Source organism: Streptomyces sp. NPDC021115, from assembly GCF_044333065.1.
Classification (GTDB): domain Bacteria; phylum Actinomycetota; class Actinomycetes; order Streptomycetales; family Streptomycetaceae; genus Streptomyces.
In genome coordinates this window covers 833,776-850,712 of the sequence record NZ_JBIRQF010000003.1, presented here as the reverse complement: position 1 = coordinate 850,712, position 16,937 = coordinate 833,776, and the positions used below count along the sequence as shown (strand labels likewise).

General features: G+C 73.6%; 20 protein-coding genes. 5 read left to right on the top strand and 15 right to left on the bottom strand.

Annotation, left to right across the window (positions count from 1 at the left end):
• Positions 1-10: 10 nt before the first annotated feature.
• The 12 genes from ACH4TL_RS13815 to ACH4TL_RS13760 form a co-directional block, all read right to left on the bottom strand.
• Entirely contained in the window at positions 11-1,810 is a 1,800-nt protein-coding gene (locus tag ACH4TL_RS13815) for an ABC transporter permease subunit (protein ID WP_398327262.1), read from the bottom strand.
• Entirely contained in the window at positions 1,807-3,321 is a 1,515-nt protein-coding gene (locus ACH4TL_RS13810; protein WP_398327259.1) for an ABC transporter substrate-binding protein, read from the bottom strand. Before ACH4TL_RS13810 ends, ACH4TL_RS13815 begins: the two co-directional genes overlap by 4 nt.
• Positions 3,322-3,401: 80 nt before the next feature.
• The gene (locus ACH4TL_RS13805) at positions 3,402-3,932 is read right to left on the bottom strand and encodes a GNAT family N-acetyltransferase (RefSeq protein WP_398327256.1); all 531 of its coding nucleotides are present in this window, start codon (positions 3,930-3,932) and stop codon (positions 3,402-3,404) included.
• Positions 3,933-3,965: 33 nt separating this feature from the next.
• Positions 3,966-4,592 (bottom strand): DJ-1/PfpI family protein, encoded by a 627-nt coding sequence (locus ACH4TL_RS13800; RefSeq protein ID WP_398327253.1) that lies wholly within the window; start codon positions 4,590-4,592, stop codon positions 3,966-3,968.
• Positions 4,589-5,560: a GlxA family transcriptional regulator gene (locus ACH4TL_RS13795; RefSeq protein ID WP_398327250.1), complete on the bottom strand. Its 972-nt coding sequence runs from the start codon at positions 5,558-5,560 to the stop codon at positions 4,589-4,591. The genes ACH4TL_RS13800 and ACH4TL_RS13795 overlap by 4 nt, the downstream gene beginning before the upstream one ends.
• A gap of 32 nt (positions 5,561-5,592) precedes the next feature.
• Positions 5,593-5,826, bottom strand: a complete 234-nt coding sequence (locus ACH4TL_RS13790) for a hypothetical protein (RefSeq protein WP_398327247.1) — start codon at positions 5,824-5,826, stop codon at positions 5,593-5,595.
• Between the two features lie 142 nt (positions 5,827-5,968).
• On the bottom strand, positions 5,969-6,409 hold the full coding sequence (locus tag ACH4TL_RS13785; protein WP_398327244.1) for a hypothetical protein: 441 nt from the start codon (positions 6,407-6,409) through the stop codon (positions 5,969-5,971).
• Between the two features lie 136 nt (positions 6,410-6,545).
• Positions 6,546-6,905 (bottom strand): MmcQ/YjbR family DNA-binding protein, encoded by a 360-nt coding sequence (locus ACH4TL_RS13780; protein WP_398327241.1) that lies wholly within the window; start codon positions 6,903-6,905, stop codon positions 6,546-6,548.
• A 39-nt stretch (positions 6,906-6,944) separates the two neighbouring features.
• A complete protein-coding gene (locus ACH4TL_RS13775; protein ID WP_398327238.1) occupies positions 6,945-7,721 on the bottom strand; it encodes a GNAT family N-acetyltransferase in 777 nt (258 codons plus the stop codon).
• Positions 7,722-7,805: 84 nt separating this feature from the next.
• Positions 7,806-8,195 carry a roadblock/LC7 domain-containing protein gene (locus tag ACH4TL_RS13770; protein WP_398327235.1) on the bottom strand — a complete coding sequence of 130 codons (390 nt, stop codon included), beginning with the start codon at positions 8,193-8,195 and terminating at the stop codon, positions 7,806-7,808.
• Between the two features lie 114 nt (positions 8,196-8,309).
• Complete coding sequence (locus tag ACH4TL_RS13765) at positions 8,310-9,170, bottom strand: hypothetical protein (protein WP_398327232.1); 861 nt, start codon at positions 9,168-9,170, stop codon at positions 8,310-8,312.
• Entirely contained in the window at positions 9,167-9,526 is a 360-nt protein-coding gene (locus tag ACH4TL_RS13760) for a hypothetical protein (RefSeq protein ID WP_398327229.1), read from the bottom strand. The genes ACH4TL_RS13765 and ACH4TL_RS13760 overlap by 4 nt, the downstream gene beginning before the upstream one ends.
• A 163-nt stretch (positions 9,527-9,689) precedes the next feature.
• Here ACH4TL_RS13760 and ACH4TL_RS13755 point away from each other — a divergent pair, with 163 nt between their 5' ends.
• On the top strand, positions 9,690-10,055 hold the full coding sequence (locus ACH4TL_RS13755) for a hypothetical protein (RefSeq protein ID WP_398327226.1): 366 nt from the start codon (positions 9,690-9,692) through the stop codon (positions 10,053-10,055).
• 10 nt (positions 10,056-10,065) lie between these two features.
• Entirely contained in the window at positions 10,066-10,725 is a 660-nt protein-coding gene (locus ACH4TL_RS13750) for a PhzF family phenazine biosynthesis protein (RefSeq protein ID WP_398327223.1), read from the top strand.
• Between the two features lie 32 nt (positions 10,726-10,757).
• Here the strand turns inward: ACH4TL_RS13750 and ACH4TL_RS13745 are convergent, their stop codons facing one another.
• Positions 10,758-11,687, bottom strand: a complete 930-nt coding sequence (locus ACH4TL_RS13745; RefSeq protein WP_398327220.1) for a pseudouridine-5'-phosphate glycosidase — start codon at positions 11,685-11,687, stop codon at positions 10,758-10,760.
• The gene (locus ACH4TL_RS13740) at positions 11,684-12,805 is read right to left on the bottom strand and encodes a PfkB family carbohydrate kinase (RefSeq protein ID WP_398327217.1); all 1,122 of its coding nucleotides are present in this window, start codon (positions 12,803-12,805) and stop codon (positions 11,684-11,686) included. Before ACH4TL_RS13740 ends, ACH4TL_RS13745 begins: the two co-directional genes overlap by 4 nt.
• 162 nt (positions 12,806-12,967) lie before the next feature.
• Between ACH4TL_RS13740 and ACH4TL_RS13735 the strand changes: the two genes are divergently transcribed.
• From ACH4TL_RS13735 to ACH4TL_RS13725, 3 genes are all read left to right on the top strand, one after another.
• Positions 12,968-13,918 carry a RimK family alpha-L-glutamate ligase gene (locus ACH4TL_RS13735; RefSeq protein ID WP_398327214.1) on the top strand — a complete coding sequence of 317 codons (951 nt, stop codon included), beginning with the start codon at positions 12,968-12,970 and terminating at the stop codon, positions 13,916-13,918.
• A complete protein-coding gene (locus tag ACH4TL_RS13730; RefSeq protein WP_398327212.1) occupies positions 13,915-14,718 on the top strand; it encodes a RimK family alpha-L-glutamate ligase in 804 nt (267 codons plus the stop codon). Before ACH4TL_RS13735 ends, ACH4TL_RS13730 begins: the two co-directional genes overlap by 4 nt.
• A gap of 172 nt (positions 14,719-14,890) precedes the next feature.
• The gene (locus ACH4TL_RS13725) at positions 14,891-15,649 is read left to right on the top strand and encodes a thioesterase II family protein (RefSeq protein ID WP_398327209.1); all 759 of its coding nucleotides are present in this window, start codon (positions 14,891-14,893) and stop codon (positions 15,647-15,649) included.
• A gap of 22 nt (positions 15,650-15,671) precedes the next feature.
• Here ACH4TL_RS13725 and ACH4TL_RS13720 read toward each other — a convergent pair whose 3' ends face one another.
• A complete protein-coding gene (locus ACH4TL_RS13720) occupies positions 15,672-16,886 on the bottom strand; it encodes a DUF4032 domain-containing protein (protein ID WP_398327206.1) in 1,215 nt (404 codons plus the stop codon).
• Between the last annotated feature and the right edge of the window lie 51 nt (positions 16,887-16,937).

The window sequence follows — 16,937 nt, the reverse complement described above, 5'->3', positions numbered from 1 at the left end:
TCGAGTTGTGTCAATCGAGAGCTGTGTCAAGCGGCTTGGCCGACCGCCGCGCCCGCCGTCCCGGCCACCGCACTCCCCCGGCCGAGGTGACCGCCACCACGCCCAGCAGGGCGAGCGCGGCGGCGGGGGTGAGCACGGCCCAGGGCGCGCGTTCGGCGTAGGGGTGGTTCTCGGCGAGGAGGCGGCCCCATTCGGGGGACGGTGGCTGGGCGCCGAGGCCGAGGAAGCCGAGGGAGGCCAGGGCCAGCGCCACGGCGGGCAGCCGCAGCAGCGCGTGGCGTGTGACGGGCGGCAGCACGGCGGGCAGCAGATGGCGGCGGAAGAGATGGCGGCGGCCCGCGCCGAGGGCGCGCGTGGCGGCGAGGTGGGTGGCGGCGCGCTCCTGGTGCAGCAGGGCCGCGGTGTGCGCGGCCAGCGGCGCCCAGGCGACGGCGGCGACGGCGAGCGCGGGCGTGTGGGGACCGGCCCCGGCCGTGCCCGCGACCAGCAGCCCGGCGAGCACGGGCGGTACGGCGTTGGCGGCTTCGACCAGCCCGCCCGCCAGCCGGGGCACCATGCCCAGCAGCAGCCCCACGGCCAGGGCGCAGGCGCTCACCGCGAGGGCGAGGGCCAGGGTGGTGAGCGCGCCGTGTCCCACCCGGGCCAGCAGATCGCGGCCGAGCGCGTCCGTACCGAACGGGTGCTGCCATGACGGGCCGTCGAGGCGGGCGGTGGTGTCCAGGGCCAGCGGGTCGCGGAGCGCGCCGATGGCGACGACGGCCAGCAGGACGGCCCCGTACAGCAGGGGCAGCGCGCGGGCGGGCGGCGCGGACGGCCGGTGGAGGGCGGGCAGTTCGCCGTCGCGCAGCGCCGGGCCGAGCAGCAGCCGGGCGCCGAGCCGGGCGAGGCCACCGGCGGCGGTGGCGAACACGATGAGCACGAGGGTTCCGGTCTGGAGGACCGGCAGGTCCTGGGCGAGGGCGGCCTGGAGGGTGAGGCGGCCGAGCCCGGGGATGTCGAAGACCTGCTCGACGGCGACCGCGCCACCGGTGAAGCCGACCACGAACAGGCCCAGGTTGGGCAGCACTCCGGGGACGGCCCGGCGCAGCGCCTGCCGGGCGATGCGCCTGGCGGGGATGCCGCGCGCGGCGGCGGCCCGCACCCAGGGCTCCGCGAACGCGCCGGGCAGGACGTCGTCCAGGATGCGGCCGAGCGCCGCGCCGACGGGCAGGCCGAGCGCGAGCGCGGGCAGCGGCAGCCACGGCCATCCGTACCAGCCGACGGCGGGCAGCCAGCCGAGCCGCACCCCGACCGCGGCGGCCAGCACGGTGGCGATCAGGAACTCCGGCAGCGCGGCGAGGAGCGCGCCGCCGCTTCCCGCGCCGCGCGGCAGTGGCCTGCGCAGCGCACCGTGCCACAGGGTGCGCCCGCACACCGCGCCGGCGGTGGCCACCGCGGCCGCCAGCGCCCCGGCCATCAGCAGCAGCGAGCAGCCGAGGGCCTGGGCCACCATGGGGGCCACGGCGGTGCCGGAGAGCCAGGACGTGCCCGCGTCGCCGTGGGCCAGCCCGCCGAGCCAGTGGCCGAGGAGGTGCAACGGGCCGGAATCCAGGTCAAGTTCGCGGCGGATGGCCTCCAGCACCTCGGGGGTGGGATCGCGGTCGGCCGCGCGCGCCTTGAGCACGGTGCGGGCGGGGTCGGTGCGGGACAGCCAGGGCAGCAGGCCGATGCCGCACAGCAGCACCAGGGCGAGCGCGGCGCGCCACAGCGCGCTCAGCGCGGTGGCGCGTCCGCCGGGGCCGGTGGCCGCGGTGCGGCGTATGCCGGTCACCGGTGCGTACCGGGGCCGATGAGGGTGCGCTCGTACGGGTCGAGCTCCACGCCCCGTACGGAGGTGCCGACGCCGTGGATGATGCGCTGGTGCACCAGGGGTACGACGGCGTCGGTGCGGAGGATGGCGGTCTGGGCGTCGAGCGAGGCGCGGTGCCGCTCGTCGGTGTCGGCGCGGGAGTCGGCCTTCGCGACGGCCCGCTCCACGGCCTTGTCGCACAGCCCGGCCAGGTTGTAGCTGCCGTGGCAGGTGAAGTCGCTGGCGAGGTAGGACACGGGGTCGCCGGTGTCGAGCATGGTGTTGCGCGCGGCGACGACGGCGTCGAACTTGCCCGCGAGCGCGTCGCTCTCCAGCCGGGAGTACTCCCGGACCTCCAGCTTCACCGTGAACCCGGCCTTCTCCAGCTGCTGTTGCACCACTTGGGCGGCCTCGGGCAGCTCGGGCCGGTTGTCGTAGGTGCCGAGGGTGAGCGTGGTGTCCTTGACGCCCGCGGCGGCGGGGCGTCCCGTGGGCGCGGGGCGGGTGCCCGTGGCCCAGGAGAGGGCTGGGCCGAACACGCCCCGGCCGGGGTCGGCGTGGCCCTCGTACACACCCCGCGCGAACACCCCTGGCCGGATGGCCTCGCGGGCGGCGGCGCGCACCTTCGGGTCGGCGAAAGGACCGGAGCGGGTGTTGAGGAAGAGGCCGGTGGTACGGACGGTGGGCACTTCCTTGACGGTGGGCTTGTCGAGGGTGGCGGCCTGGGAGACCGGGACGGCCTCGGCGATGTCCGCCTCACCGGTGCGCAGGGCGTTGGTGCGGGCCGTGCCGTCGGCGATGAAGCGGACGTCGATGCCGGAGGCGTGGGCGAGGCCGCCCCAGTAGTCGTCGAAGCGGTTCAGCGTGGCCCGGGTGGCACCGGCTGACCGGCCGAGTTCGAAGGGTCCGGTGGCGGTGCCCGCCGGGTCGGGGGCGGCCTTCGTGTCGTACGCCTTCGGGGACAGGATGGCCAGGCTCGGGCTGGAGAGCGTGAGCGGCAGCGCGGGGTACTCGGCCCCGGTGGTGAGCCGCACCCGCCGCTTCCCCGCGGGCTCGGCGGTGAGTTCGACGCCGGAGAGCGCGGCGGGCACCGGGTCGGCGTGCGCCGCCCGGTTCAGGGCGCCCGCGACGGCCTTCGGGGTGACGGCGGTGCCGTCCTGGAACCGGGCCTCGCGCAGGGTGAACAGCCAGCCGCGGCGGCCGTCCCGGGCCCAGGACTCGGCGAGCGCGGGCGACGCGGAGCCGTTGCCGTCCAGCCGGGTCAGCCCCTCGGTGACGCCGAGTCGGCTGAGCAGGGTGGCGTCGGCGCCGTAGGGGGAGAAGCGCTCGGCGGGCGGGAAGGCCATCGCGACCCGCAACCGGCCGCCGCCACCCACGCCGGAGCCGGAGCCGCCCGTCGCGTCGTACGCCGTGCCGTCCGGGGAGGCGAAGCAGCCTGCGAGCAGCGGGGTGAGCAGCAGGGCGGCAGCCGTCCGACGGCGGACAGGGGGCATGGGTCAGGTTCTCCAGAGGCGCGCGGAGCGAGCGGGAAGCCCGAGACTACATGATAATCATTTCCATCAACCTGACGGGGTCAGACCATCGGGACCTCGAAGTGCACGACCCGGCTCTCCCCCGGCTCCTCCCGCTCGTCGCACACGGCCTTCCCCAGCGACCGCCAGAACGGCTCGGCGCCGGGCACGCCCGGGTCGGTGTGCAGATACACGGCGCGGTATCCGCCGTCGGCCGCGGCGAAGTCGAGCAGCGCGACCACCAGTCGGCGGGCCAGCCCCCGGCGGCGGTGCTCGGGCCGTACGTACACCCGGCGCAGCTGGGCGGTCTCCCCCGATGGATACCGCTCCGCCAGCCACGCCGGGTTGGGCGGATGGGCCGGACCCCGGGAGTCGAGGGCCGCGGTCCCGGCGACCGCCCCGTCCCGCTCGTCCACCGCGACCAGCAGGGTGTGCCGCGGCGAACCCAGATAGGCGGCGCCGGGGTCGATGATGTCGGCGTGCCAGCGCGGCACGTAGCCCGTCCCGAAGTCGCGGTAGACGGTGTCGAGCATCACGCCGCGGGCGGCGTCGAGGTCGTCGGCTGTCGCGGTCCTGATGCTGTATTCACGCACCTGCGCATCGTACGCAACAAGCCCCCGGTGCGATCAACCGGCCGTCCCACCGGGCTCGGCGACCACCGGTTCGTCGGCGAGGTACGGCGGCGCGGGCTCGTACTGGATGTAGCGGCGTACGGCGCGGGCGTGGTCCACGCCGTGGAGGCGGCCGACGAGCCACAGCGCCATGTCGATCCCGGCCGAGACGCCCTGACTGGTGACCAGGGAGCCGTCCACCACGTACCGCGCGTCGCGCACCACCGTGATGTCGCCGCGCGCCTCCAGCGTGTCCTCGAAGAGATGGTGGGTGGCGACCCTGCGGCCGCGCGCCGGGCCCGCCTCGTGCAGGAGCAGCGCCCCGGTGCAGACGCTTGTGGTCCAGGTGGCGGCGGCGGAGGTGCGGCGGATCCAGTCGGTGACCGCCGGGTTGGACACCTCGCGGCGGGTGCCGTTGCCGCCCGGCACCAGCAGGACGTCCAGCGGCGGATGGTCCTCCAGAGTGTGGTCCGGCAGCACCCGCATGCCCTTGTTGCAGCGGACGGCGCCGGACTGTTCCGCGATGAGCACGGCGGTGTCGGCGTGGTCGCGCAGCATCGAAGAGACGGTGAACACCTCCCAGGGTCCGGTGAAGTCGAGTTCCTCGGCTCCCTCGAAGACCAGCAGCCCGTACGTCGTCATGTGTGCTCCTCGGTGGATCGGAATCGGTCCCGGTAGTCGGACGGCGCGACGCCGACATGCCGGTGGAACGCGCGGCGCAGGGTCTCGGCGGTGCCGAAGCCGTAGCGCCGGGCGATGGTCTCGACGGGGTCGTCGCCCCCGGCGAGCGCGCGCTGCGCCGCCTCCACCCGCACCCGCTCCACATAGGCCGCGGGCGGGGTGCCGAGTTCGGCAGTGAATCTGCGCTGGAGGTGGCGCGGGCTCAGCCCGGCGCACGCGGCCAGCTCGGCGATGCCGTGCCGGGCACCGGGGTCGGCGTGGATCGCGGACACCACGGCACGGAGGGAGTCGGTGGCGGGCTGCGCCGACCACAGCCCCACGCCGAACTGGGACTGGCCGCCGGGGCGGCGCAGGAACAGCACCAGCTCGCGGGCGACGGAGTGCGCCACCTCCCGCCCCAGATCCGCCTCGACCAGGGCGAGGGCGAGATCCATCCCGGCCGTCACCCCGGCCGAGGTCCACACCCGGCCGTCCCGGATGAAGATGGGGTCGCAGTCGACCCGCAGACCAGGGTGTTCCCGGGCGAGCTGCTCCGCGCGCCCCCAATGGGTGGTCACCCGGAGCCCGTCGAGGAGTCCGGCGGCGGCCAGCAGGAACACCCCGCTGCACACCGAGGTGATCCGGCGGGCACCGGCCGCGGCGTCGGCGATCCACCCGGTCAGCTCCGGATCGTGGCGCACCCGGTCGACCCCGGCGCCTCCGGCCACCACCAGGGTGTCGATGCCACCGGGGTCGAGGTCTGCCACTCCGTGCGCGGCGTGCACCGGCAGTCCGCTGGACGAGGCCACGGGCCCGGGGCGGGGTGCCACGATCTGGCGGCGGTAGCCGCCCGCGAGCTTGTCGGCGTGCTGGAACACCTCGTACGGGCCGGTGAGATCGAGGGACTGGAACCCGTCGAAGATCACGAAAACGATGCGTCGCTCGGTCACCTCTTCAGGCTGCGGTCCCGCCCGTCATGGCGTCAACGACACATACCCCACACATCGCGCCATGCCCTGCGCAGGGACCACAGGAACCCGCGGCGGCGCGGCGCGTTCGTACGCGGGGTGGAGACGGGGGCGGCCTCGGGCGACTCGCCCGGGGGTGCGGAGGCGGCGGACTGGGCGGGGACGGCGGACCGGGCGGGGACGGCGGACCGGCGTGCGGCTTCGGCGCGCACCAGTGCGCCCATGGCGGCGTAGACGTCGATGGGCATGCGGGGGCTCCTGCGGGTGTCGAACGGGGCGATGGGCTGATCCGGGGCAGGCCGTACCGCACCCGCGCTCCGCCCGTGCGGCGGCGGCGCATACGGGAGATGCGGGAGGGTGGTGCGGGGTACGGAACGGCCCGGGGCCCGCTCAGCAGCGCAGAACGACGTCCCGTGCGGGGAGCCTCCGGGGCCCGGCCTCGACGGCGGAGCCGGACCCGGCGATGTCCGTCGTACGGTCCGCGGCGCGAACGCGGTCGACGGCGACGCCGAGGTGCAGAGGTGCCGTGGGAAGGGTCCGATGGGTGCCGACCCCGGCGGCGCAGGCGCTCCCTGGCTGACCGGCCGGATGACGGCCCAGCTCATGGGCGGCGCGGGCGGCCGGACGCGGATCGGAGGGGTCGTCCCGCTCCGGCGACGCGGCCGGTGACAGGACGCCGGGGCCACAGTGGCTCGCGGAGGGCGGCGGCAGATGGACCGCGCCGAGGGAGAGCAGACCGTGCAGCAGGGTGATCGCCAGCAGCGCGATCATCAGGACGGTGCACGGCCGACCGGGGGCAGCGCGGCGGTTCGTCTCACGGCCGTGCACCATGCGGCCTCCCTCGGTGGTCTCCTTCCAGAGAACCGCGAAGAGCGGAAGCCAGCACTCCGATAGCCCGAAAGAGTCGGGTATTTCACCCGTGTCGGTTACCGCCTCGAACGCGCATGGCGGCGCATTGCGAGGCGAGTCAGTCCGACGTCGCCGCGCCGGGCTCCGGCAGGGCGTCGAGCAGCGCGGTCGGCGCGGCCTGCCGCCAGGAGTCGACGAGGATGTCCCGCAGCTCGTCGAGGTCCTCCAGGGCGACGAGCCGCACCCGCACCCAGGCGAACGACGCCTCGTGGTCCGCGATCCAGAACTTCTCCGGCTCGGCGAGCGCGAGTTCGTCCCGCTCTACCCTGGGACATCGCACGGCCATCGAGGTCTCGTCCTCGGGGAGCGTGGCGAACATCTTTCCGGCGACCCGGAAGGTGGGCATGGACCAGGCGATCTTCTCGGTGGTCTGCGGCAGCGACAGCGCGATCCGGCGGACATCGTCAGACGTGATCATGGCATGACCGTAGAGCACGCCACTGACAACGCCGCCCGGCTAGCTGTCGTACACGTACGGCGTGGTGGTGGTCAGCGGCGCGAAGCCGAGCCGTTCCAGGATGGGGCGGCTCTGGTCGGACGCGTCGACCTGGAGATAGCGATAGCCGCGTTCGGCGGCGATCCGGGCGCGGAAGGCGATCAGCGCCCGGTACAGTCCCCGCCCGCGCCACTCCGCCACGGTGCCGCCGCCCCACAGCCCGGCGAAGTCCGCCTCCGGGGGCAGTTCCATCCGCGCGGCGCTCACCGGCCGGTCACCGGCCAGTGCGACGACCGGGACCACCGTGTCCGGCGCCTCGCGCAACCGGCTGAGCAGCCGGTGCCTGAGGTGGCCGCTGTCGGTTCCGAACGCCCGCGCGTGGACGTCCACCATCAGCTCCACCCCGGCGGCGTCGGTGACCTGGAGCAGCCGGACGCCCTCGGGGAGGTCGGCGGCGATGGGCAGGTCCCGCGCCGGGGCGACCATCACCGTCTCCTCGGGCTCGGCGGCGAAGCCCGCCGCCGCGAGCCGCGCGCCGAGGTCCGCGGGCCGGTCATGGGCGTACAGCTTCCACTCGAAGGCGCGGCCCCGGGCGCTGAAGTACCGTATCTGCGCCGCGATGGCCGCGTCCGCCGTGGACGCGTCCAGATCCGAGCAGCGGACGCCGTTCCAGTCGTCGGCGGCGCCGGTCTGCCGTACCACTCCGTCCACACGCTCGATCCGGGTCCCGGGCCCGTCGGCCCGTGCCCCCTGTCTCAGCTGCCGGTCGAACAGCTCCCGTACCGCGTCAAGGTCCATCCGGCCACCCCAGCACCGGGGGTTCGCGGCCGCAACTGGTTTACGGGCGGGGCCAGTTGACCGGCCACGGATGGGCCGGGGGCTTCAGGACAGCAGGTCACCGAGCCGTTCCACAGTGGCCGGGGCCTCCCGGCGCAGCGCGGTCAGGTCCAGGCCCTCATCGCCGAGGATCACCAGCAGGGCCTGTTCGCCGACGGACAGGACGACGCTGTAGCCGCCGTTGCAGCGGGTGACCACCTCGCGCAGACTGCCCAGCCCCACCTCGGCGGCGGAACGTTTTCCCAATGCGAGGGAGGCCGCGGAGAGGGCGGCCAGGGACTCCGGCTGCACATTGGCGGTGTCGGAGGCCACCAGCAGTCCGTCCGTGGTGGCGATGATGCTCTCGGTGATGCCCAGAACCTGCCCGCGCAGACCGGTCAGTTCCTTGACGAGGTCGCCGGACGACGCCCCGGCGGCGGGTGAGGGGTTGGTCATGTAGGTGGTCCTCCTCGGACTCCTTCGGGGCTCGCCGTCGCCTCGGCTGCGGAGCGAGCCGGTGGAACTCTTGAAACCCGCGGTCGTCCGTGGGCGTCGCTGTCCGCCTCGGGATCAGCCGGTGCTCTCCGGCCGTCGCTCGGCCGGGGTGCGTCTGGGCAGTCCGCCGCCGGTGGGGGCCGCGGGGCGCGGCGGCTCGGCGGCGGGGTCGCGGGGCGCGACGCGGGGGGCGGTGGCCGGGGGCCGCGGGGGCTCCGGCTGGATGAGCTGAAGCGCCTTCATACGGGAGATGTCGAGCATCACCGGATAGATGCCGCGGCCCAGCGCGAAGGCGATGTCCCGGGGCGTACGGCGTCCGTCGGCGCTGAGGAGGATGTCGCGGTAGCGGGCGGAGAGCCGTCCGATCCCGGCGGTGGCCCGGGCGGACGGGCGGATCCGCTCCTGGCCGAACTCGCGTACCGAGCCGTAGGACTTGGCCAGCAGCCGGACCCGGCGGCTGGTCTCCTCGGTGAGCCGCCGGGGGTCGGTGCCCTCCCGGTGGCTGAGCCGGGGGACCGGGGTCTCGCGGTCGACCTGCCAGCTGTCGGGGGTGCTGAGCGCCATGGCGAAGGCCGCGTCGTAGAGGGCGCCCACGCACAGGACTTCGAGTTCGGCGGCGCCGATGTGGCCCTGCTCGACGAGCGTTTCATCGAGCCGTCCGCCGGGGCCCGCCGCGGTGCAGGCGGCGTCCCACTCGGGTTCGCCGATCCGCCGGGACTTCAGCAGCAGCGCCTCCGCGGTGGGCGCTCCGGGGGTCTCGATGGCGTGGATCGCCCCGCGGTGGAGATGGATCGTCCCGCCGATCGATCCGGCGATCGACACGGCCCCGCTGAAACGATCCTGCTGGAGCGAAAGCAGCAGGCTGGGGACGTTGCGCGACGCAGTGCGGTGCTGCCGGGGGCCGTGGTTCGCGTCGGGCTCGGGGCTGTCGCTCATGTCAGCACGGCCTTCGCCTGATCGGCCATGTGCCGCATCGCGAGGGCCAGATTGGTGCGGTCGCGGTCGGCCGAGGCGCACAGCAGCAGGGGGTCCTGGCCCCTCGGCACCACCTGGGTGATGTGGTGGGAGTGCGTACTGGTGACGACGACGCTCTCCAACTCCCCCACCGCACCGGCCTGGTTCAGCCTGTCACTGATCAGATTCACCGTCTCGACGAGTTCCTCGCCCCGGCCGACGGCGTCGGCGTCCCCCACCGCGGCGTAGTGGAGCCCGGTGACCGCGTCCACCAGACGGACCCCCACCACACCCGGGGACGCGAGCGCTCCGGAGAGCGCCGCTTCTGCTGCGTTCACCTGTGACCTTTCGCTGCGTACCATCAGGCACGTTAGTTTAAGCATCATCTTGCGCAACTTGGACCACTCGGCTAGTAGTTATGGTTCCCGAGCTATCGTCTGGCGACAGCTTTGGTACCAACCGGACAACGGGACCCGGCTATCAGCCACGCGAAGGAAGCACATGAACATCGAGAGCGCCCTCAAAGAAGCGATGGCCATCGACGGGGCCCTGGGGGCCGCCCTCGTGGACTACGAGAGCGGAATGTCGCTCGGCACGATCGGCGGAGGCCAGGAGCTCGACCTCGAAATCGCCGCCGCGGGCAACACCGAGGTCGTCCGGGCCAAGGTCCGTACGCTCGCCACGCTCGGCATCACGGACGGCATCGAGGACATCCTCATCACGCTGGGCTCGCAGTACCACCTCATCCGGCTGATCGCCGGCAGCCATGGGTCGCTCTTCCTCTACCTGGCCCTGGACCGGGCGCGGGCCAACCTGGCGCTCGCCCGGCACGGGCTGAAGCGCATCGACAACGAGCTGGCGATCTGACCCGCGGGCGATGACGGATCTCGACGTCCTCAGGGTGTTCTGCGGTCCCCACGGCCACGGCGGCAACGAGCTGGGTGTGGTACGCGACGGCCGCGCCGTGACCGGTGAGCGGGCACGGCAGGAGCTGGCCGCCCACCTGGGGTTCAGCGAGACCGTCTTCGTCGACGATCCGGAACGCGGGGTCGTCGACATCTACACCCCGAGCGTCCGGCTGCGCTTCGCGGGCCATCCGCTGGTGGGCGTCGCCTGGTTGCTGGACCTCCCCGAGCTGCTGCCGCCCGTCGGCGAGGTCCCGGCCCGCCAGGACGGCGAGTTCACCTGGATCGGCGGCCACCCCGCCTGGGCGTCCGGGCGGCGCACCCAGCGGTACGCCTCCCCCGCCGAGGTCGACGCCCTCCCCTCGCCCCCGGAGGGCGAGGGCTGGCTGTACGCATGGGCCTGGCAGGACGAACCGGCGGGCCGGGTGCGCGCCCGCGCATTCCCGCGCCGCGGCGACGCGATCGTGGAGGACGAGGCCACCGGCGCGGCCGCCCTGGTTCTCTCCGGTGAGCTGGGCCGCTCCCTCAACATCACGCAGGGCGGGGGCTCCCAGATCCTCACCAGCCCCCAGCCGGACGGCTCCATCGAGATCGGCGGCCGGGTCGCCCTCGCCGAGGTCCGCTCGCTGTGATGTGCTCGCTGTGATGTGCCGTGGCGGACGGGTCAGTCCGCCGGTCGCGCCGCGTAGTCGATGGCGATCCGCGCGCCGAGCCGGGCGTTGTTCTTGACGAGCGCGATGTTGGTGCGCAGGCTCTCGCCCTTCGTCAGCTCCACGATGCGGCCCAGCAGATACGGGGTCGCGTCCTTGCCGCCGATGCCCGCCTCCGCCATTTCGGCGAGGGCCTGCTCGATGATGCCGTCGATCCGCTCCGCCGGGATCTCGTCCGCCTCCGGGACCGGGTTGGCGATGCTCAGCCCGGCCGTCAGGCCCAGGTCCCACTGGGCGCGCATCACGGCGGCGATCTCCGCCGGGGAGTCGGCCCGCAGCGGGGACGCGAAACCGCTCGTCCGGGAGTAGAACGCGGGGAAGTCGTCGGTGCCGTGGGTGAGCACCGGGACGCCCAGGGTCTCCAGGGTCTCCAGGGTGAGACCGATGTCGAGGATGCTCTTCACCCCGGCGCTGATGACCGCCACCGGGGTGGTGGACAGCTCGGTGAGGTCCGCGCTGATGTCGAAGGACGCTTGCGCCCCGCGGTGCACGCCGCCGATGCCGCCGGTGACGAAGACCCGGATCCCGGCGAGCGCGGCGAGCCGCATCGTGCTCGCCACGGTGGTCGCGCCGTGGCCGCCGCGCGCCATGACATGGGCCAGGTCGCGCACGCTGATCTTGCCGACATCCGGGTCGGTGGCGAGCAGTTCCAGATCGGCGCGGTCCAGTCCGATGCGCGGCGTGCCGTGGAGGACGGCGATGGTGGCGGGGACCGCGCCCTCGGCGCGGATGATGGCCTCGACCTCGGTGGCCATCTCGACGTTCTGCGGATACGGCATGCCGTGGCTGATGATCGTGGACTCCAGCGCGACCACGGGCCGTCCGTCGCGCAGGGCCTCCCGGACCTCCTGGGTGAGGGTCAGCCGGGGGTGGGGGGTGGTCATGTCGTCCTCCGCGGTGGGGCGGTCGCCGCGTCCTCGACGAGGCGCGGGGTCAGATCGGGCCGTACGGTGGCGGTGGTCGCCACGGTCAGCGCGGCGGCGGCGTGGCCGTAGCGCGCGGCGGCCACCGGGTCCTCGCCGCCGAGCAGGGCGTGGACGAACGCGCCGAGCATCGCGTCACCGGCGCCGGTCACGTCCCTGACCTCGGCGGGTGGCGCGTCCAGGAAGGTGGCGCCCCCGTCGGCGCCGCTCAGCAGGGAGCCGTGCTCGCCGAGCCGCACCCATACGTACTGGACGCCGCGCTCGTGCAGCACGGCCACGGCCTCGGTCAGCTCCCTGTCGTCCCCGGTGGAACGGCCCGTGAGCGCGCCCAGCTCCGCCACGTTCGGGGTGATGGCGAAGACCGGGCGCCCGGCGGTCAGCAGCGGGGCGAGCAGCGCCGCCTTGGGCACGCTCACCGGGTCGATCACCGTCTGGACCCCGGCGGCGCCCGCGATGTCCAGCGCGTAGGCCAGCGCCGGGGAGGAGAGGTTGCCGTCGAGGACCAGCATGCTCGCGTTGCCGATGAGTTCGCGCGCGGGCTGGAGGTGTTCGGGGCCGAGCCCGTCCGTGGCGGCCATGTCGGCGATGGCCACGGCCAGTTCGCCGTCGGCGTCCAGCACCGCCGTATAGGTGCCGGTGGGGTGCCCACCGCGGTGGACGTGGTCGACCCGTACCCCGGTGGCCTGGGTCTCGCTCAGCAGCCGCTCCCCCGCCGGGTCCTGGCCGACGGCGGCGATGAGATGGGTCGGGGTGCCCAGCCGGGCCAGGTTCTCCGCCACGTTGCGGGCCACCCCGCCGGGGCTGGTGTGGGCGTGTCCCGGATTGCTGGTGCGGTACGCGAGCGGCGCCAGGCTGCGCACCTTGACGTCGACGTTGGCGCCGCCGACGACCACCACCGCGTGCTCCTGGCGCAGGATGTAGCCGCGCCCCAGGATGGCGCCCTTCTTGCCCAGGTTGGACAGATGGACGTTGACCGCCGCCCGGGTGGTGCCGAGGGCGTCGGCGATCGCCTGGGCCCCGGCCAGCGGGTCCCGGCGCAGCAGCGCGAGAACTTCCCGCTCCCGTCGCGTCAGCATCATGTTCAGGACACTAAAGGAAATTTAGTCCAATAAACAGACCCGGCGGCCGGGTGGGGCAGGAAATGGCCGGAGAACGCGTGATGACATCCTGAGGGTCCACGGCTTGCCGGACCCGCTCGGCAACAGCCCGGGTGATGTTTCCGGTGATGAGGAAGAAGGCCGATGAGACTCTGCTTTCTGGTGGAGGAGCGCTATCGCCAGGACGGAATGCCGCAAGAGGTGATCCGTCAGCTCACCGCCTGGGGCCATCAGGTGGACGTTCTGCGGCCCGGCCGCTCCCTGCTGCGGATATCCGACGCGATACGGGCCGGAAGCCATGACGCCTGGGTGCTCAAGACCGTCTCCGGCGGGCCAGGGCTGACGCTGCTGGAGGCCGCCGCCGCGGTCGGGCTCACCACCGTCAACGACGCGAGGTCCATCCGCGGGGTGCGGGACAAGGCGCTGGCGGCGGCGATCGGCCGCAGCCGTGGCCTGCCGGTGCCGGCCACCTATGCGGCGGCCCGCCCCGAAGCGCTGGCGGAGATACCGGAGTCGGAGTTCCCGCTGGTGGTGAAGCCCGCGGACGGCAGCTCGGGCCGGGCGGTGCGGCGGGTGGAGTCGCCGGATCAGTTGGCGGCGCTCGGCCCCGAACTGGCCCAGGAGGGCATGCTGATCGCCCAGCCCTACGTGCCGAACTCGGGCATCGACCTCAAGGTGTACTGCGTCGGCGGGGAGTTGTACGCGACCGAGCGCGGCTCACCGCTCGGCCCGGACCGGGGCGTACGGGGGCGCCGGGTCGCGCTGTCCCCCGAAGTGGCCGCGATCGCCGCCGAGGTCGGGACGGTGTACGGACTCGATCTGTACGGCGTCGACATCCTGCTGGGGCCGGACGGCCCGGTGGTCGTCGACGTGAACGACTTCCCCAGCTTCAAGGAGGTGCCGGACGCGGCGGCGCGGGTCGGACGCGCGGTGCTGGAGCTGGCCCGCCGGGGCGGAACGGGCCCCGGTACGGACACCGGCACCAGCACGCGCACCGGCTCCGGCTCCGGCTCCGACGCTGTGCTCGGCGCCGCCCTGCCCGGAGCGGCGCGGATGCCGGAGCAGCTGCCCGCGACCGTAGGAGGTGCCGGATGAGGGTCGGTCTCATCACCGCCGCCCCGGACCATCAGCTGCTCGCCGACACGGCGGCCCTGCTGACGCCTCGCCATGAGCTGTTCGCGGTCGATCCTGAGGCCACGGCCGCCCCCGGCGAACCGGCCGACGTCTATCTGCTGAAGGCGCGTACGCCGGGGGCGCTCGCCCTGGCCCGCTCCCTGGAGGAGCGCGGCGCGGCGGTGGTGAACTCCGCCGCCGCCACCGAACTCTGCCAGGACCGGACGGCGATGGCGGCGCTCGCGCGGCGGGCGGGGCTGCCGTTCGCGGAGACCCGTACGGTGGCCGCGCCCGGACGGCTCGACGCGGCGCGGCTCCGGTACCCCGTGGTCGTCAAGAGCCGCCACAGCCGCCGCAACGATCTGGTGGCCCGGGTGGACGGCCCCGTACGGCTGGCGGAGCTGGCCGCCGCATGGCCCGACGAGCCCGTGGTGATCCAGGACTTCACCCCCAACGACGGCTGGGACCACAAGCTGTGGGTCGTCGCGGACACCGTGTTCGCCGCGCTGCGGACCTCCGAGCTGTCCGTCGGCAAGGAGGGCCGTCTGACGCTGCCGCTCCCCCTGGACGAACTGCCGCCCGGGTGGCTGGATCTGGTGCGTCGGGTCGGGTCGGTGTTCGCGCTGGAGGTGTACGGGGTGGATGTGCTGCGCGGGCCGGACGGACCGGTGATCGTGGACATCAACGCGTTTCCGGGGATCCGGGGGCAGGCGGGCGCGCCGGAGGCGCTGGCCGCGCTGACGGTGCGCGCCGCCGGTCCCCGGCCCACGGTCCGGGCCTGATACGCGGACGCCACGGGCCGCCCCCTTGATCCCCTAGCCGCGGCTGATCCCCTAGCCCCAACGCGTCCGAAAAATAGGGGTTGTAGCCGTTCGGGCGGACCCGGCAGGCTTGTATCCGTGTGCGTGCGCGCGAGCCCACGCCGTCGGACCAAGCGGCACGAAAGGACGTCAGGTGACCGCAAACCCCACCGGCACCAGTCTGTGGATCAGGCAGTTCCATCCCGCGCCGGACGCGACGACGCGACTCGTCTGCCTGCCGCACGCCGGCGGATCGGCCTCCTACTACTTCCCCGTGTCGAAGGCGCTCTCGCCGGGCGTGGACGTGCTCGCCATCCAGTACCCGGGCCGCCAGGACCGCCGTACCGAGGAGTGCATCAGCAGCATCGGCGAGCTGGCCGACGCGCTGGTGCCCGAGCTGCTGCCGTACACGGACAAGCCGCTCGCGCTCTTCGGGCACAGCATGGGTGCGACGCTCGGCTTCGAGGTGGCGCTGCGCCTGGAGCAGAAGGGCGTGGTGCCGGTGACGCTGTTCGCCTCGGGGCGGCGCGCGCCGTCCACGGTGCGGGACGAGTCCGTCCATCTGCGCGACGACGACGGCCTCATCGCCGAGATGCAGGCGCTGAGCGGCACCGATTCGCAGGTCCTCGGGGACGAGGAGCTGCTGCGGATGGTGCTGCCCTCGATCCGCAGCGACTACAAGGCGGCGGAGACCTACCGGTACACGCCGGGCCCCAAGCTCGCCACCCCCATCCAGGTGCACGTGGGCGACAACGACCCCAAGGCGACGGTCGACGAGGCCCGCAAGTGGGGCGAGCACACCAGCGGCGGGTTCGAGCTGCACACGTACTCCGGTGGCCACTTCTACCTCAACAACGAGGCACCGAAGGTCATCGCGTCCATCTCCCGGACGCTGTCCGCGCCGCGGCCCTGACCCGGCGCCGTCCGCCCGCCGGTCACCCCGGCGGGCGGGCGCCCAGGACGTTGCGGGTGTAGTCCTCGGCGGCGGCTTGCAGGCCCACGTCGCCCTGGCACCGTTCCGCCAGCAGCCAGCGGTGTTCCAGCACCTCGTAGTAGATCTGCGCGATGTCGGCGGAACCGCGCAGCTCCAGGGGTACGGCCCGCACCGTCGGCCGGAACTTGTCGCGCACCCAGCGGTGGGCCAGCACCTCAGGGCGAGCGCCGAGCGGATCGCCGGGGGCGTAGTCGTCCTGGGTGGCCATCCACGCCTCCAGGTCGTTCAGCAGGCTGCGGGCCTGGTTCTCCTCGGCGTCGAGACCGGTCAGCCGCAGCAGCTGGCGCTGGTGGTGGCCCGCGTCCACGACCTTGGGCAGAAACGTGACGGTGTCCCCGTCCGGTGAGCGCTCGATCTGCATCTCGGCCACGTCGAAGCCCAGCTCGTTCAGGCGCCGCACCCGCCGGTCGATGTAGCGGCGCTTGGCCACCGGATAGACGGACTGCCGGGTCAGCTCGTGCCACAGCGCGGTGTACCGCTCCTCGATGTCCTGGCCGAACAGCACCGGGTCGACCGAGGGGTGCAGCGAGCCGCTGGCCTCCAGGTCCATCAGCTCCCCGGCGATGTTCACCCGGGCCACCTCCACGTCGTACGACCGCTGCCCGTCGGTGAGCTTCGGCTGGATCTGCCCGGTCTCGGCGTCCACCAGATACGCGGCGTACGCGCCCGCGTCGCGCCGGAAGAGGGTGTTCGACAGCGAGCAGTCCCCCCATGCGAATCCGGCCAGATGCAGCCGCACCAGCAGCACGGCCAGGGCGTCGAGCAGCCGCCTGATGGTGCTGGGCCGCATGGTCGTCTCGAACATCGACCGGTACGGCAGCGACCCCACCAGGTGGCGGGTGACCAGCACCGGCTCCAGCGGCTCACCGTCCCGGCTGGTCCGCCCCGTGACCACGGCGAGCGCGTCCACGGCGGGTATGGCCAGCCGGTCCAGATCGCGCAGCAGCCCGTACTCCCGCACCGCCGCCCACTCCCCCACCTCCTTGACGGCGACCACCTCGCCGCCCGCCTGCGCGAACCGCACGACATGGCGGGAGATGCCGCGGGGCAGGGCCACCAGACACTCCTCCGGCCACTCCTCAAGCGGCAAGTTCCACGGCAGATCGAGCAGCGACGCCGGCTGCTCGGGCGAGGTGGCGGTGATCTGGAGCTCCATGACACACCAGTGTGCGGCACGAATGTGCGCCCGCTCGATACCCCGTACGCT

Bases quoted from the DNA above. Each gene is read 5' to 3' on its own strand.
- ACH4TL_RS13810 (WP_398327259.1), bottom strand. From the start codon at position 3,321: ATGCCCCCTGTCCGCCGTCGGACGGCTGCCGCCCTGCTGCTCACCCCG.
- ACH4TL_RS13800 (WP_398327253.1), bottom strand. From the start codon at position 4,592: ATGACGACGTACGGGCTGCTGGTCTTCGAGGGAGCCGAGGAACTCGAC.
- ACH4TL_RS13790 (WP_398327247.1), bottom strand. From the start codon at position 5,826: ATGCCCATCGACGTCTACGCCGCCATGGGCGCACTGGTGCGCGCCGAA.
- ACH4TL_RS13785 (WP_398327244.1), bottom strand. From the start codon at position 6,409: ATGGTGCACGGCCGTGAGACGAACCGCCGCGCTGCCCCCGGTCGGCCG.
- ACH4TL_RS13780 (WP_398327241.1), bottom strand. From the start codon at position 6,905: ATGATCACGTCTGACGATGTCCGCCGGATCGCGCTGTCGCTGCCGCAG.
- ACH4TL_RS13775 (WP_398327238.1), bottom strand. From the start codon at position 7,721: ATGGACCTTGACGCGGTACGGGAGCTGTTCGACCGGCAGCTGAGACAG.
- ACH4TL_RS13770 (WP_398327235.1), bottom strand. From the start codon at position 8,195: ATGACCAACCCCTCACCCGCCGCCGGGGCGTCGTCCGGCGACCTCGTC.
- ACH4TL_RS13765 (WP_398327232.1), bottom strand. From the start codon at position 9,170: ATGAGCGACAGCCCCGAGCCCGACGCGAACCACGGCCCCCGGCAGCAC.
- ACH4TL_RS13755 (WP_398327226.1), top strand. From the start codon at position 9,690: ATGAACATCGAGAGCGCCCTCAAAGAAGCGATGGCCATCGACGGGGCC.
- ACH4TL_RS13750 (WP_398327223.1), top strand. From the start codon at position 10,066: ATGACGGATCTCGACGTCCTCAGGGTGTTCTGCGGTCCCCACGGCCAC.
- ACH4TL_RS13745 (WP_398327220.1), bottom strand. From the start codon at position 11,687: ATGACCACCCCCCACCCCCGGCTGACCCTCACCCAGGAGGTCCGGGAG.
- ACH4TL_RS13740 (WP_398327217.1), bottom strand. From the start codon at position 12,805: ATGATGCTGACGCGACGGGAGCGGGAAGTTCTCGCGCTGCTGCGCCGG.
- ACH4TL_RS13735 (WP_398327214.1), top strand. From the start codon at position 12,968: ATGAGACTCTGCTTTCTGGTGGAGGAGCGCTATCGCCAGGACGGAATG.
- ACH4TL_RS13730 (WP_398327212.1), top strand. From the start codon at position 13,915: ATGAGGGTCGGTCTCATCACCGCCGCCCCGGACCATCAGCTGCTCGCC.
- ACH4TL_RS13720 (WP_398327206.1), bottom strand. From the start codon at position 16,886: ATGGAGCTCCAGATCACCGCCACCTCGCCCGAGCAGCCGGCGTCGCTG.